The organism is Streptomyces sp. NBC_00190 (assembly GCF_036203305.1).
Taxonomy (GTDB): domain Bacteria; phylum Actinomycetota; class Actinomycetes; order Streptomycetales; family Streptomycetaceae; genus Streptomyces.
Window position 1 is genome coordinate 1,388,111 of the sequence record NZ_CP108131.1, and the last position, 14,606, is coordinate 1,402,716.

At 72.8% G+C, this 14,606-nt stretch carries 16 protein-coding genes; 7 read left to right on the forward strand and 9 right to left on the reverse strand.

Translation table 11 applies throughout. The annotated features are described in order from the left end of the window. The first annotated feature begins 29 nt into the window (after positions 1–29). Complete coding sequence (locus tag OG429_RS06875) at positions 30–431, forward strand: YchJ family protein (RefSeq protein ID WP_328924402.1); 402 nt, start codon at positions 30–32, stop codon at positions 429–431. Here the strand turns inward: OG429_RS06875 and OG429_RS06880 are convergent. Beyond that, on the reverse strand, positions 395–1,219 hold the full coding sequence (locus OG429_RS06880; RefSeq protein ID WP_328924403.1) for a DUF6397 family protein: 825 nt from the start codon (positions 1,217–1,219) through the stop codon (positions 395–397). The two genes, OG429_RS06875 and OG429_RS06880, sit on opposite strands and share 37 nt — an antisense overlap. A gap of 84 nt (positions 1,220–1,303) precedes the next feature. After that, positions 1,304–1,702, reverse strand: a complete 399-nt coding sequence (locus tag OG429_RS06885) for a roadblock/LC7 domain-containing protein (protein ID WP_328924404.1) — start codon at positions 1,700–1,702, stop codon at positions 1,304–1,306. Positions 1,703–1,808: 106 nt separating this feature from the next. Here OG429_RS06885 and OG429_RS06890 point away from each other — a divergent pair, with 106 nt between their 5' ends. After that, positions 1,809–2,246, forward strand: a complete 438-nt coding sequence (locus tag OG429_RS06890; protein WP_328924405.1) for a PPOX class F420-dependent oxidoreductase — start codon at positions 1,809–1,811, stop codon at positions 2,244–2,246. 46 nt (positions 2,247–2,292) lie between these two features. Here OG429_RS06890 and OG429_RS06895 read toward each other — a convergent pair whose 3' ends face one another. The 5 genes from OG429_RS06895 to OG429_RS06915 form a co-directional block, all read right to left on the reverse strand. Next, positions 2,293–2,937, reverse strand: coding sequence for a GTP-binding protein (locus OG429_RS06895; RefSeq protein ID WP_328924406.1), 645 nt, complete (start codon positions 2,935–2,937; stop codon positions 2,293–2,295). After that, entirely contained in the window at positions 2,937–3,317 is a 381-nt protein-coding gene (locus tag OG429_RS06900; protein ID WP_328924407.1) for a DUF742 domain-containing protein, read from the reverse strand. The genes OG429_RS06895 and OG429_RS06900 overlap by 1 nt, the downstream gene beginning before the upstream one ends. Positions 3,318–3,334: 17 nt before the next feature. Next, positions 3,335–3,778 (reverse strand): roadblock/LC7 domain-containing protein, encoded by a 444-nt coding sequence (locus OG429_RS06905; RefSeq protein ID WP_328924408.1) that lies wholly within the window; start codon positions 3,776–3,778, stop codon positions 3,335–3,337. Further along, positions 3,778–6,363, reverse strand: coding sequence for a sensor histidine kinase (locus OG429_RS06910; protein ID WP_328924409.1), 2,586 nt, complete (start codon positions 6,361–6,363; stop codon positions 3,778–3,780). Before OG429_RS06910 ends, OG429_RS06905 begins: the two co-directional genes overlap by 1 nt. 131 nt (positions 6,364–6,494) lie before the next feature. Then, on the reverse strand, positions 6,495–7,271 hold the full coding sequence (locus tag OG429_RS06915) for an MHYT domain-containing protein (RefSeq protein ID WP_328930183.1): 777 nt from the start codon (positions 7,269–7,271) through the stop codon (positions 6,495–6,497). 178 nt (positions 7,272–7,449) lie between these two features. Here OG429_RS06915 and OG429_RS06920 point away from each other — a divergent pair, with 178 nt between their 5' ends. Further along, on the forward strand, positions 7,450–8,049 hold the full coding sequence (locus tag OG429_RS06920; protein WP_328924410.1) for a class I SAM-dependent methyltransferase: 600 nt from the start codon (positions 7,450–7,452) through the stop codon (positions 8,047–8,049). A gap of 64 nt (positions 8,050–8,113) precedes the next feature. On the opposite strand, the gene OG429_RS06925 is transcribed toward OG429_RS06920, so the two are convergent. Then, the gene (locus OG429_RS06925) at positions 8,114–9,028 is read right to left on the reverse strand and encodes an oxygenase MpaB family protein (RefSeq protein WP_328924411.1); all 915 of its coding nucleotides are present in this window, start codon (positions 9,026–9,028) and stop codon (positions 8,114–8,116) included. A gap of 135 nt (positions 9,029–9,163) precedes the next feature. Here OG429_RS06925 and OG429_RS06930 point away from each other — a divergent pair, with 135 nt between their 5' ends. Together OG429_RS06930 and OG429_RS06935 are read left to right on the forward strand one after the other, a co-directional pair. Next, entirely contained in the window at positions 9,164–9,943 is a 780-nt protein-coding gene (locus OG429_RS06930; protein WP_328924412.1) for a hypothetical protein, read from the forward strand. 33 nt (positions 9,944–9,976) lie between these two features. Next, a complete protein-coding gene (locus tag OG429_RS06935) occupies positions 9,977–10,432 on the forward strand; it encodes an SAM-dependent methyltransferase (protein ID WP_328930184.1) in 456 nt (151 codons plus the stop codon). A gap of 218 nt (positions 10,433–10,650) precedes the next feature. On the opposite strand, the gene OG429_RS06940 is transcribed toward OG429_RS06935, so the two are convergent. Then, positions 10,651–10,833 (reverse strand): hypothetical protein, encoded by a 183-nt coding sequence (locus OG429_RS06940; protein WP_215150480.1) that lies wholly within the window; start codon positions 10,831–10,833, stop codon positions 10,651–10,653. Positions 10,834–11,152: 319 nt separating this feature from the next. Here OG429_RS06940 and OG429_RS06945 point away from each other — a divergent pair, with 319 nt between their 5' ends. Next, positions 11,153–12,481 (forward strand): helix-turn-helix domain-containing protein, encoded by a 1,329-nt coding sequence (locus OG429_RS06945; protein ID WP_328924413.1) that lies wholly within the window; start codon positions 11,153–11,155, stop codon positions 12,479–12,481. 53 nt (positions 12,482–12,534) lie between these two features. Next, positions 12,535–14,058 (forward strand): acetaldehyde dehydrogenase ExaC, encoded by a 1,524-nt coding sequence (gene exaC, locus OG429_RS06950; protein WP_328924414.1) that lies wholly within the window; start codon positions 12,535–12,537, stop codon positions 14,056–14,058. The last annotated feature ends 548 nt before the right edge of the window (positions 14,059–14,606 follow it).

Sequence of the window (14,606 nt, forward strand, 5' to 3'; positions counted from 1 at the left end):
CCGCCCTCCACGAGGAACCGAGCACACCCATGCCCACCCCGGCCCTCCCCTGCCCCTGCGGTCTGCCCGCCACCTACCCGGAGTGCTGCGGCCGCTTCCACTCCGGTGCTCAGCAGGCACCCACCGCCGAGAAGCTGATGCGCTCCCGGTTCAGTGCCTTCGCCGTCGGCGACACCGCCTACCTGCTGCGCTCCTGGCACCCCTCGACCCGGCCGTCCCGGCTCGACCTGGATCCCGGGCAGTGCTGGGAGCGGCTGGAGATCCTCGCCACCGAGCGCGGCGGGATGTTCGAGACGGAGGGCTCGGTGGAGTTCCGGGCGCACTACCGCGAGGGCGGGCACACGGGTTCCCTGCACGAGCACAGCGCCTTCTCCCGCGAGGAGGGGGCCTGGGTCTACGTCGGCCCCCTCTCCCCCGTCGACTTCGACTGACCGCGGGCCCCGGTCAGCGCGAAGTCCAGGCTCGTGCGGTACCAGTGGATCTCCTCCGGCAGCTCGGCCTTCAGCAAGCGCAAGGCCACGGCCACGGCCGCCGGGACCTGCGGATGCCCGTACGGTGGGGGTGGGGCGAGGGCGGCCAGCACGACCCGCTCCGCCGGGTCGGGCACGGCCTGCCGCAGCTCTTCCTCCGGGAGTACGGACGCCAGTACGGCGGCGCGCTCCCAGGAGTCGGCGGTCCGTCTCAGCAGCAGCCCGACACGCCGCCCGCGCCACTTCCGCGGACGCAGGTCCGCCTTGGCCGCCATCAGCTCCCGGTCCGCCTCACGTGCCGTCCCGCGCAGTATCGCCGGCTCCCGCGCCGCGAACTCCCGTAGCTCCGCGACCAGGTAGAGCCACACCACCGCCCGGTAGCGGTTGACGCGGTAGCCGACCGGGGCGACGTGCCCGCAGCGCGCGAGCCGCGTGAACCGGCTCGGGCCGACCCCCAGTACCCCCGCCGCCGCCTCCGCCCCGCCCACGGTGGCCACCCGTTCGCGCAGAGCCTCCGGCCACTCCGTGCCCGGCCGGCCCTCGGCCGACCTGACCCGCTCCAGCTCGGCCCGCGTGTAGCGCGCGGCCCCGCCGGGCGCGGGCGGCCCGGCCGCCCGCACGATCCCCAGCTGAACGGCTCTGGCGAACTCGCCCCGGCTCAGCCCCAGTTCCCCAGCGGCCCGCACGCCGCCCACCAAGGCCTCGGCGGTCACGGCGTCCCGCAGCACGGTCGTCTCCATCGGCATCATCACGGTCTCCCCCCACGAGCATCGATTACTCTGCGTGAAGACCGTAACTCAGCGCGACGACACCCCGCGGGGCCTGTGGATAACTCAGCCGCCCGTGATGCGCCGCTCCGCGACGCCCAGGTGCTCACCCACCCGGTTGACCAGCAACGTCATCTCGTACGCGACCTGCCCGATGTCCGCCTCGGAGGCGCTCAGCACACACAGGCAACTGCCCGCGCCCGCCGCCATCACGAAGAGGACCCCTTCGTCGTATTCGACCATCGTCTGCCGGACCTCCCCGGCCCTGAAGTGCCGCCCCGACCCCTTCGCCAGGCTCTGCAGACCGGCGGCGACGGCCGCCAGGTGCTCCGCGTCCTCCCGCGCCAGCCCCGCACTCGCGCCCGTCACCAGGCCGTCGTTGGACAGCACCACCGCATGCCGCACCTGCTGGACCCTGCGCGTCAGGTCGTCCAGCAGCCAGTCGAGCTGCTTGTCCAGTGCCATTGCGAACCCCTCCCCGTCGACGCGGCCGGCATGGCCGCGCCCCACCCCGCGTAGTCGTGCCGCAAGCCTTCCCCACCAGCCCCTTTCCGGCAAGGAGGATGTCCCCATGGCGAAGAAGATGACTCAAGAGGAATGGCGGGCCTTCGTCTCCCATTCCACTCGCACCGGGAAGCTCTCCACCGTCCGTGAGGACGGCAGTCCCCATATCGCTCCCATCTGGTTCGTGCTCGACGGCGACTCCTTCGTGTTCAACACCGGCAAGGACACGGTGAAGGGACGGAACCTGGCCCGTGACGGCCGGGTCGCGCTGTGCGTGGACGACGACCGCCCGCCGTTCTCCTTCGTCGTGCTCCAGGGCCGGGCCCAGATCAGCGAGTACGCCGGGAACGAGGACGAAATGCTCGCCTGGGCGACCACGATCGCCGCCCGCTACATGGGCGAGGAGCGCGCGGAGGACTTCGGCCGCCGCAACGCCGTCGCGACCGAACTCCTCGTCAGGGTCCCCATCGACAAGGTGACCACCCTAGGCGGGGTGGCGGACTGACGGGGGCCGCCCACCCGACGCCCCCACCTCCGCGGGCCGGTCCGGTTCACACCGAATCGGCCTGCGGCTCCACCGAGTCCAGCAGCCGGGCGGTATGCACCCGCCCGGCGTACTCGACCAGCCTGATCAGCACTTCCTTCCCCGAGTCCTTGTCCCGCGCGTCACACAGCACCACCGGCGTCCCCTGATCCAGGTCCAGCGCCCGCGACACGTCGTGCGCCCCGTACCGCAGCGCGTCCGTGAAGCAGTTGACGGCGACCACGAACGGGATGCGCCGGTGCTCGAAGTAGTCCACCGCCGGGAAGCAGTCCTCCAGCCGACGCGTGTCGGCGAGCACCACCGCTCCCAGCGCCCCCTGCGACAGTTCGTCCCACAGGAACCAGAACCGGTCCTGACCCGGCGTGCCGAACAGGTACAGGGAGAGCCCGGACCGGATGGTGATCCGGCCGAAGTCCATGGCCACGGTCGTGGTGGTCTTCTGGTCCACCCCACCGGTGTCGTCGACCAGTTCGCCCGCCTCGCTCAGCGTTTCCTCCGTCCGCAGCGGTCTGATCTCGCTCACCGCGCCCACCAGCGTGGTCTTGCCGACCCCGAAGCCGCCCGCCACCAGGATCTTCAGCGAGAGCGCGGCCAGTTCGGTGTCCTCGCCGGGAACCGCGGCCGGGGCGGGTCCGTTGTCGTGTTGTCCCATCACAGTGCTCGCAATCCCTCGATGACTTCCCGCAGAATCCGCTCGTCCGGCAGCTGTGCGGGCGGTACCGGCCTGCTGACCTTGACGTGCCCGCCCTCCAGCAGGTCGCCGAGCAGCACCCGCACCACCCCCACCGGCAGGTCCGCGTCGGCGGCGAGCTCCGCCACCGACTGCGTCTCGGACCGGCAGAGTCCGAGCAGCGCCCGGTGTTCGGGACCGAGCAGCGACTCGGCCGCCTCGTCCGTACCCTGCGGATCCACGACGACCAGCGCGATCAGGTCGAAGCGGACTCCGTGGGGTCCGGGTTTCGTCCGCCCGCCGGTCATGGCGTACGGACGGACGAGCGGGCCCGCGTCGGCGTCGTACCACTGGCCGTTCATGTGCCGGACCGCCGCCCTCAGCCGGCGGCCGGCGGCCGCGCCGCGAACCGGGGCGGGGTGTAGAGGTGTTCGCCGACGCGCTTCACCAACCGGGCCATCTCGTAGGCGATCAGCCCCATGTCCGCGTCGGCACCGCTGAGCACGGCCAGACAGGAGCCGTCCCCGGCGGCCGCGACGAAGAGGAAGCCCTCGTCCATCTCGACCATCGTCTGGCGCACACCCCCGGCGTGGAAGTGCCGGCCCGCGCCCTTGGCCAGGCTGTGGAAGCCGGATGACACGGCGGCCAGGTGCTCCGCGTCCTCCCGGCTCAGCGCACTCGAAGCACCGACCGGCAGCCCGTCGTTGGAGAGGACCACGGCGTGCCGGACCTCCCGGACCCGGACCACCAGGTCGTCCAGGAGCCAGTCCAGTTCGCCGGTCCTTCGGACGCCGCCCCGGTCGATCCTCTGGTGTTCGATCATCACAGTTCTCCTTCGCTGCCTGCGTGAGGGGAGTTCTCCTGGGCGCCGCGGACCCAGCCGGCCCGGTAGGCCGCCATCCGATCCCGGGCCTGCTCCGGGCTGCGGCCCGGCGGGTCCTCGGGGAGGCCTGCGCCGGCCGGCGCCTTGGGGGCGGGGGTCTCGCGCAGCTGCGGGACGAGGCTGGCCTGACGTACCCGGCGCGGCAGTTCCGTCACCGAGGCGGCGGGGGCCGGGGGCGGCGGCGCCACTTGTGTACGGGTCACCGCGCCGCCGGGAACGCGCGGCCGCAGCGCCGCCACCGGTGCCGGACGCGGCTCCTCGGCTGCGGGGGTGCGGTCCGGGTCCCGTTCCGGGAGACCGCGCGGGTTCTCCCGTACGACGGCCATGGCGGGCGGCCGCTCCGCCCGCGCGGCGCCCTGCGCTCCCTGCGCCGCCGCCCGCTCCGCAGCCGCGTCCGCCGCCGAGGCCGCTGCCGGAACCGAGGCCGCTGCCGGGACCGACGGCTCGGCGGATCCGGCCGTGATCGCGCTCTGGAGCATGGAGTTCGGCAGCAGCACCACGGCGGTGGTGCCTCCGTACGGCGACGTGCGCAGGTGCACCTTCACGCCGTGGCGGGCCGAGAGGCGGCTGACGACGAACAGCCCGAGCCGGTCGCTGTCGAAGAGGTCGAGCGCCTCGGACTGCTCGATGCGCCGGTTGGCGTCACTCAGGGTCTCGCGGCCCATGCCGAGCCCCCGGTCCTCGACCTCCAGTACGTAACCGGCGCCGACCGGCTCGCCGCTGACCCGGACCTTGGTGTGGGGCGGGGAGAACTGGGCGGCGTTCTCGATGAGTTCGGCGAGCAGATGGGTGAGGTCGGCGACGGCTCCCCCGACCACGGCGGCCTCCGCGAGCTGGCGGACCTCCACCCGCGGGTAGTCCTCGATCTCGGAGACGGCCGCCCGTACGACGTTCGTGAGGGGGACCGGCATCCGCCAGGCCCGGCCCGGGGCCGCGCCCGACAGGATGATCAGGCTCTCGGCGTGCCGGCGCATCCGGGTGGTCAGGTGGTCGAGGCGGAAGAGGTCGCCCAGCTCGTTGGGGTCGTCCGCGCGGCGTTCCATCGAGTCGAGGAGCGTCAGCTGCTTGTGCACGAGGACCTGGCTCCGGCGGGCGAGGTTGACGAACACCCCGGACACCCCGCTGGCCAGTTCCGCCCGCTCGACGGCGGCGGTGAGAGCGGCCCGGTGGACGGTGGCGAGCGCCTCGCCGACCTGGGTGATCTCGTCGTCGGCCGGCGGCCCGGACGGCGTCTCGGCGGCGGCGTCGATCTCCTGGCCCGCGCGGAGCCGCTCCATCGCGTCCGGGAGCTTGCGGCGGGCGATCTCCAGGGCGGTGTTGCGCAGCGAGACCAGCTCCACGACCAGGACGCGGCCGATGCGCACGGAGATGACCAGCGAGGCCGCGACCGCGGCCAGGCCCAGCAGCACGGCGGCGCCGGCCGGGCTGAGCGCCCCTTCGGCGACCGGGTCGGCCCGGTGGGCGGCCGCGGCGTGTGCGGCTCCCTCGATCTCGCGCATGGAGGCACTGATGGAGGTGTAGGCCGCCTCCCATCCGGCGGGCACCCCGCGGGCCTCCTTGGCCGTGCCGGCGGCCAGCGCCCGGTCCTCGGCGGCGGTGAGGTCGGCGTAGGCGGAGCTCTTGGCGACGGACTGCCAGGCGTCCTGCTGGGCGGTGGGGAGGTCGCCGGCCGAGGCGGTGGTGAGGGCGCGCCGGGTCTCGACGGCCCCGGTCAGCTGACGAAGCGATTCAGCGGTGCGCTGGCCCGGTACGGCGAGCAGTGCGTCCTCCCGGGAGAGGAGTTCCCCGGCCCGGGCGAATTCGAGCAGGACGCGGGACTCCGGGCCGAGTTCGACGTCTTCCCCGCCGGTCAGGGCGCCGCCCACGGCGAGGGCCGAGTCGACCACGCGGGTGTAGATCTCGTACGCGGCCTCCGGGGTGGCCCGGCGGCCGGTGACGTCCTTGCGGGCCGACCCGAGCGCCTCGGCGTCGGCGACGAAGGTGCCCAGGCGGACAACGATGTCGGAGCCGTAGTCGCCGGAGTCGGCGACGGTGTTGCGGTCCCCGAGGCGGAGCCGCCCGACGGCGGTGTCGGTGCGGCGGGCCTGCTGGTCCAGGGCGGCCGGGTCGGCGGCGGGGTCGGCGAGGAGGCGGACGGCGGCGCGCCGTTCGGCCTGGAGCTCGATGACGGCGGCGGTGACGGGGGTGCGTATCTCGGTGTCGGCCTGCTGGACGCGGCTGAGCCGGGCGATGTCCTGGGCGGTGCTGACCGTGGCGAAGGCCCAGAGTGCGAGCAGCGAGACGACCGGAACCATCAGCAGCGAGACGATCTTCGCGCGGACGGTGGCGGGGCGCAGCCGCAGCCGGGGGCCGCGGACGCGGGGGGCGGTGGGGGCGGCCGGGGCGGGCTGGTGGACCACCTGCTCCGCGGGTTCGTCGGCCGGCGGGCCGGCGTGGGCCCGGCGGCCTGTTGGCGTGGCGCGGCCGTCCGCAGGCGCGGGCAGCCGCGGCGCCGCTGCTTCCGGTTTTCTGCGGGGTGTGCGCATGGGCTCCTCGTTCCGGGGCGGTACCTACAGGTGCGGTCGTACGGTCGTAGGGGCGGTGTGCGTCTGCGTCCCCCGGCGTCTCTGCGTCTGCGTACGTGAGTACGCAACGTCCGGCGGCGGGACAGGCGTGCTCAGGCCGCCGCGGTGTGCTCCCCCAGGTGGCGGGCGGAGGCGGACGCGGCCCGCTCGTCGGCGGTCGGGGAGAGCGCGACGAACGCGGCGGTGATGAACAGGTAGGAGCCCAGCCCGACGGCGAGCGGGAAGATGAACTGCATGGCCGTGGCGCCGGGCAGGGTGGTGTCCGAGGGGCTGACGCTGACGGCGACGGCCATCATCCCGGTGTAGTGCATGCTGCTGACGGCGGCGCCCATGACTAGCGAGGCGACGGCCACGGCGACCGGTGACTTGATGTTGAGCGCGGCCCACAGGGCGGCGGTGGCGGCGACCACGGCGATGGCGACGGAGAGTCCGACCGTGAGCAGGTCGTAGGAGACGTCCCCGTGCAGGCGCAGGGCCGCCATTCCCAGGTAGTGCATGCTGGCGACACCGAGGCCGGTGGTGAGGCCGCCCAGGACGAGCGACCGGCCGCGCTGCCTGCCGTAGCCGACGGTGAAGACACCGGCGCCGACGACCAGCATGGCGACGAGCAGGCTGAGGATGGTGAGCGGCACGTTGTAGTGGATCTCGGTGCCGGTGACGTCGAAGCCGAGCATCGCGACGAAGTGCATCGTCCAGATGCCGGTGCCGATCGCGGAGGCGGCGGTGAGGAGCCAGTTGCGCCGGGAGGGTCCGGTCGCGGCGAGCGCGCGGACGGTGCAGCGCAGCCCGAGGGCCGCGCCGATCGATGCCATCAGGTACGACAGCGCGGGTGTCAGCCAGCCGTAGGCGGCGTGGTCCAGATGTCCCAGGTGTCCCATGGCCACCGGACGCTAGTCCGGGTGAGGGCGCGAACAAGGGGAGCATTTCGAAAGACGCTGGAACTGCTGGGATATGACAGAGATACGTTCATCTTCGATCACGCCACGTGCCACCTTGCACACGGTCCGCAGACCTGGACGGGGTGCGGCGGTGGGGGATCATGGGCGCATGAGCGAAGACCACACGCACGTGCAGGAGTTCTTCGGAGCGCGCGCCGCCGACTGGGACCGGAAGTTCCCCGGGGACGCGCCCGCCTTCGCGACCGCCGTGGCCGAGTTCGGCCTGCGGCCCGGCGACCGCGTGCTCGACGCGGGCTGCGGCACCGGGCGGGCTCTGGCCCCGCTGCGCGCCGCGGTCGGGCCCACCGGCAGCGTGCTCGGCGCGGACCTCACCCCCGAGATGCTGGCCGCCGCACAGCGGGCCGGGCGGGCCACCGAGGGCACACTGCTGCTCGCGGACGTGGCCCGGCTGCCGCTGCGCGACGGGGCACTGGACGCGGTGTTCGCGTCCGGCCTCATCGCCCACCTGCCCGACCCGGAGGCGAACCTGCGCGAACTGGCGCGGGTGGTCAGCCCCGGCGGCCGGCTCGCGCTTTTTCACCCGATCGGGCGAGCCGCCCTCGCCGCCCGCCACGGCCGCGAGCTGACCCCGCAGGACCTGCGGGCCGAGTCCAACCTGGGTCCGTTGCTGGCCCGTTCGGGCTGGGAGCTGACCTCCTACGTCGACGAGGACGCCCGCTTCCTGGCGCTGGCCGTACGTCACCTGTGACACGTCGAAACATGACACGCATGTACGTCGGCCAGGCGCCCGGGATGCGCGGAGGCCATCGGGATCACGCCGGGGGCTGGGCCTCGGCTCCGGCCGGCCGACGGGGATGGGGGACGGGACAGCCGCCCGCGCCGGGCACGGGGAAGGTGCCGAGCTCGCCCACGTCGTAGCCGCCCCGGTAGTTCTTGATCTCCGGGTTCTGGCGGGCGTAGTGCGGGGCTTTGCGCGGGGGCAGCAGCCGTACCGCGCGCCCGCGCAGCCACAAGGCTCGCTGGACCAGCCGCTGGACCGGCGGGCGCGGGCGCTCGTAGCGGAAGGCGCTCAGCAGCGGCTCGTCGAGAAGGGCGAGGCTCCCGCTGCGGACGGCGGGGGCGAGCGGCGCCGGGTACCAGGAGGCCATCAGGTCGAGGGTGGCGTCGGCGACCTTCCGGGCGCCTTCGTCCCAGCCGAAATGGGCCTCTTCATATGCGTTCAGGGTGGTCTCGAACTCCTCGTAGGAGCCCGGAATGTCCTTGATGCCCATGTGACGGCCGAGGGTCGCGTAGTAGTTCGCGCAGGCGCGGCGCTCGTGGTGGGTCAGCGGACGCCAGCCGTAGGCGTCCAGCCAGCGCGACGGAATCACCACGAAGGTGCACAGGACGTAGCGCATGTCCTCGTTGGTGATGTCGTAGCTGCGGTGCATCTGGTTGACGCGGCGGATCGCGGTGCGCGCGGTGTCGCTGTCGAAACCGTGCTCGACGACCGCGTCGAGGAGCAGCGCCGTGTCGTCGTAGCGCTTCTGGGTACGGTCCGTGAACTCGGCGGTCTCGGCCAGCAGGCGGCCGATGGAGGGGACGGCGTACGTCCGGAAGAGGGCGAGTTCCAGGGCGCGGGTGAAGTCCCACGGAAACTCGTAGGTGGCGGTGAGCCGGTAGATGGCGAGGAAATCCTTGTCGGGGTCGAGACGGAGGATCTCCCTCAGCCGGTCGTATCGCTGCACCGGGTGTCCCTTTCTGTGGCGGGCCCCCAACTCTACGTGCAGGCAGCGGCCATGGAAATCGTCGGCCGCAGGCTCTCGACGTGCGGGTTACCCGCTGGTTAAGGTGCGCCGACGAGAGAGCTACCAGGAGGCCAGGTGTCCGACGACGAGGGTGGCGGCTCGCTGTACGTGCTGACCGCCGTGCTGCTGACCCCCGCGCAATTCCCGAGCATCCTGGGCGACGACTTCCCCGAGGCCTGCTCCCTGCTGGGCGTGGAGCAGGCCGGGGACGGGTACGGGCTGGTGCTCGGCCAGGACGAGGAGGGCGCGCGCTGGACGGTCGTCGTGGACGACGTCTCGCTCGTGGCCACGGCCATCGCCTCCTGGGACTGCGGGATGGAGTACGACCTGTCGCCCGACGAGCGGTCGATCGTGGTCTCGCTGGCCGGCTGGCCGCTGGACTTGTCGGTGGCCGCATCGGGGATCCCGGAGCCGCACGATCCGGAGCAGGGGGCGGACGGCACGGGACGGGTGCCTCTGGCGCCGCCGTCGGCCGAGGTGTGGGGTCCGGTGCAGCGGCGGATGGCCGCGGACCAGGTCGCGCGGGAGTGGGCCGACTGGCGTGAGCGCGTGGCGACGGACGGCGGCGCAGCGGCCGCCGCGCATCCCGGGCTGGCCCGGGCACTGGAGGAGGCCCAGGGGTACACGCTCACCCCGCCGCCGCCTGGGCGGGTGCGGTCCTCCTTCGCGGGTGAGGGGGCCCGGACCCTGCGGGTGGACGGGCCCGGCTGGTCATTGGTGGCCCGTACCGGTGACGCGGCTTTCGTCCTGCTCGACGATGAGCCGGGCGAAGTGCTGTCCGTCCCCCGGGAGGGGGAGCATGATCTACCGGAACTGCTGGCGGCGCTGGACCGCGTCGCGCTACGCCCGGCTTGACCGCGACCGGAAGTTCAAGGGGGAGCTGTGACGATGGAGTGCGAGCCGGTGGGCGTGGTGGTGGGCGGCCGCGCGGAGGTGGTCGACGACGACTGGGGGCATGAGGCGGCGGTGATCCGCCTGGACGGCACCCGGTTCGGCCCGGAGGCGCTGTACGGGCTGGAGGACTTTTCGCACGTCGAGGTCGTCTACCACTTCGACCGTGTGCCGGTGGAGAAGGTCGAGACGGGTGCGCGGCGCCCGCGGGGCAACCCGGACTGGCCGCTGGTCGGCATCTTCGCCCAGCGCGGCAAGAACCGGCCGAACCGGCTGGGTGTCTCGCGGTGCCGGGTGGTGAAGGTGGACGGCCTGGACCTGCACGTGGAGGGCCTCGACGCGGTGGACGGCACGCCGGTGCTCGATCTGAAGCCGTACATGGCCGAGTTCGGTCCCCGCGGCGAGTTGCGGCAGCCCGAGTGGGCAACTGCGCTCATGCGCGACTACTACTGAGCGCGCGCCTCGACTCACGCCTCTGTATCGGCCCCTGCGCGGAACTACCGGCGGGGGCCGAACACGGATGCCTCCTGCGGGCACCCGCCCCGCACGGACGCCGACGGCTACCGCGACGACACGGCGGCACGCCTGGGAACCGGCGGCGCCGCCTGACTGCGCCGCGCGGGCCGGCCGGGCTCCGCGCCGAAGGCAGAGCCTGGTCGGCCCTGCCGCCGTCAGCGGCCGATCTGCTTCCTGGATATACCCCGCAGTCGACGCCGCTGAGAGGAGTCCAGCAGGAGGTAGGCGGCCGCGGGCACGCCGATCAGCACCAGCAGCCCCGCCCAGAACCCGACCGCCCAGAACAACACGATGGCTGCCACTACACCGGCAACCGCGACCTTTCCGCTCGTGGACATCTGCGGACACCTCCTCCTGCCGTAGGCCACTACCCCCTCAACGCACCAGCGCGACCGCGCGTTCCCGAGCCCGGAACGCGTGCGTCGCGGTAGCGCCTCGACCGTCCCGTGACCCTCGGTAGCCACACGCACGGATTGCATACTCTCCGTGATCTCCGGCCGAGGCGAGGGCGGGGAGACGGACCCGCAGGCCCCGGCCACGCCCGCGGCGCTTCGGCGCGGACCGGTCTGCGCAGTGGCCGACGTACCGCTTGTCGGGGGCCGGTGCCGGGACGACGATGGGGGCGCTCCGGGTACCGCGGCACCACGGGAGGGTGACATGGACGATCCTTCGGTGGCGCTGCCGGGCGGTGCCGATCCCGCCGCGCGGACGCGGGAACTGCGGCGGGCCCATGCCGCGTTCACCCTGGAGGGCCGGGTCGAGGCACCGGTCCGGGCGGTCATCGCGAAGTCCTGGCGTCGGTGCGCCCGTGCCCGGGTCAGCCCGGAGTGCGCGCCCCGGGTGGAGCTGGCGGAGGCGGAGCTGCGGCCGTACCGCGAGGAGCACCCCCTGGCTCGGGTGATGCCGCTGTTCAGGGACCTCGTGGGAGCCTTCGCCGCGCACGGGGCGCATCTGCTGGCGGTGTGCGACGCGCGGGGCAGTCTGCTGTGGGTGGAGGGCGAGCCGGGCACACTGCGGCGGGCGGAGCGGCTCGGCTTCGTCCCGGGCGCGCGCTGGGCGGAGACCGCGATGGGAACCAACGCTCCCGGTACGGCGGTCGCGGTCGGTGAGCCCGTGCAGGTCTTCGGAGCGGAGCATTTCAGCCGCCGGGTCCATCCGTGGACCTGCGCGGCGGCCCCGGTCCGCGATCCCCGGAATGGCAGGGTGCTGGGCGCGGTGGACATCACCGGCGGCGACGGCCTCGCCCACCCCCACTCCCTCGCCTTCGTGCAGGCGGTGGCGCGGGCTGCGGAGGCTCAGCTGGCCCTGGCCGACCCCGGCCCGCCGGCCGCCCGCGACACCCTCGCCGCGCTCGGTCAGGACGAGGCGGTGCTGGTGACAGGGGGGCGCAAGGTGCGGCTGGGGCGGCGGCACAGCGAGATCATGGCGCTGCTCGCCCACCACCCCGAAGGGTTGTCGGGCGAGGAGCTCGCGATCGCGCTGTACGAGGACGAGTCGGTGTCACCGGTGACGTTACGCGCCGAGATCTCCCGGCTGCGCGCGCTGCTGGGGCCCGCGGCCCCACTGTCGCGGCCCTACCGCACGGCCGGTCCGCTCGACGCCGACTTCACCGCGCTGACCCGGCACCTGGCCGCCGGGGCGGTGTCCGCCGCCCTCCACCACTACCCGGGCCCCCTCCTGCCCGCCTCCACCGCGCCGGGAATCGTGCGGCTGCGGCGTCGGATCGAGGACCAGGCACGGGCCGCCGTGATAGCCCGGGCGGACACCGGCCTGCTGACCGACTGGGTGTGCAGCCCATGGGGCGCGGACGACCGGGAGGCGTGGCGTGCGCTGGCGGCAGCGCTGCCGCCCGAGGGCAGGCCGGCCGCGCTGGCCCGCGTCCACGCCCTGGACCGGGAGTTCGGCGCGCGCGGGCCCGACGTACGGGAGCTCGCTCGGCCCGGCGGCCGCGGGCGTGCAACGTATCCGCAACCTGCCCGCTCCTAGCCTCCCGGCGAGCGCTGTCCGACGGTGGCCGGCGCCCGGCAAGGGAGGACACCATGGCCCGTTACGCTGCGCCCGGTACCGAGGGGGCGCTCATGTCGTACGCGTCCCGCTACGGCCACTTCATCGGCGGCGAGTACGTCGAGCCCGCCCGTGGCCAGTACTTCGCGAACCCCTCCCCCGTCAACGGACAGCCCTTCACCGAGGTGGCGCGCGGTACCGCGGAGGATGTGGAGCGGGCGCTGGACGCGGCGCACGCGGCCGCGCCCGCCTGGGGGCGGACCTCCGTGACGGAACGGTCCACGATCCTGCTGCGCATCGCGGACCGGATGGAGCAGAACCTGGAGGCGCTCGCGGTCGCGGAGACCTGGGAGAACGGCAAGCCCGTACGGGAGACCCTGGCGGCCGACATGCCGCTGGCCATCGACCAGTTCCGCTATTTCGCGGGCGCCCTGCGCGCGCAGGAAGGGGCCCTGAGCCAGCTCGACGACGACACGGTGGCGTACCACTTCCACGAACCGCTGGGCGTGGTCGGCCAGATCATCCCGTGGAACTTCCCGATCCTGATGGCGGTGTGGAAGCTGGCTCCCGCGCTGGCCGCGGGCAACACGGTGGTGCTCAAACCGGCCGAGCAGACCCCGGCGTCGGTGCACTACTGGCTGAGCCTGGTGGCGGACCTGCTGCCGCCGGGCGTGGTGAACGTCGTCAACGGCTTCGGTGAGGAGGCCGGGAAGCCGCTGGCCTCCAGCCCGCGCGTGGCGAAGATCGCCTTCACCGGCGAGACCTCCACCGGGCGGCTGATCATGCAGTACGCGGCCGAGCACCTGAAGCCCGTCACCCTGGAACTCGGTGGCAAGAGCCCGAACCTGTTCTTCGACGACATCTGGTCGACCGACGACGACCTGCGCGACAAGGCCCTGGAGGGGTTCACCATGTTCGCCCTCAACCAGGGCGAGGTGTGCACCAGCCCGTCGCGCGCCCTGATCGAGCGGGGACGGTACGGGGACTTCCTCGACGCGGCGGTGGCGCGCACGGAAATGATCGTGCCGGGCCACCCGTTGGACACGGACACGATGATCGGCGCGCAGGCCTCGGAGGAGCAGCTGAAGAAGGTCCTGTCGTATGTGGAGATCGGCCAGAAGGAGGGCGCGAAGGTCCTCACCGGCGGTCTGCGCCAGGAACTCGACGGCGATCTGGCCGGTGGCTTCTACGTCCAGCCGACCATCTTCGAGGGCGACAACCGCATGCGGATCTTCCAGGAGGAAATCTTCGGACCGGTGGTGTCGGTGACCTCGTTCCAGGACTTCGACGACGCGGTGCGGATCGCGAACGACACGGCGTACGGCCTGGGCGCCGGCGTGTGGACCCGCGACATCAACACCGCCTACCGCGCGGGCCGCGCGATCCAGGCGGGCCGCGTCTGGACGAACTGTTACCACGCGTACCCGGCGCACGCGGCCTTCGGCGGCTACAAGCAGTCCGGCATCGGCCGCGAGACCCACAAGATGATGCTGGAGCACTACCAGCAGACGAAGAACCTCCTGGTCAGTTACTCCCCGAAGAAGCTGGGCTTCTTCTAGAGGCACAAAAGAAGGCGCCTGACCTGGGCTTTTGCCCGTCAGGCGCCTTCTACGCGCCCCTCTCACAACGAGGACCGCTCTGCGCGCCCTATCCCAGTTCCTCCCACCGCCATCCCGCGCCTGACCAGCGGTTCCGGACCAGTCACGGACCAGATCTGACGATCAGCCCTCTGCAGCAGCCTCACCGGCACGCCGGTCCAACTCCTGCAAGGACTGCTCAATGAGCCGGCTGGAGTGCTCCTAAACGCCGGCGAGGAACTTGGCGTAGCGACGGAAGAGGACCCCGATGCCCTGCCCGGCATGTCGAGCACACTCGGCCGGGTCCACGCCAGAGCGAAGCCAGAACGAGATGCCGGCGTGCCGGAGGTCGTAGGGCCGCCCCCTTCCGCTCCTCCGGCGGCTCCGTTCCCCATGCCTTCTTGTTGAACGCCCACGAGCAGAGCGCACGCCGAAGAACGCGCGGCTCAGGAAAGGCGGCCCCAGGGCGTACCAGGCGGGTGCAATCGACGCGCACGACTGGCTCACCGCCTACCACCTGCCGCCCTGCG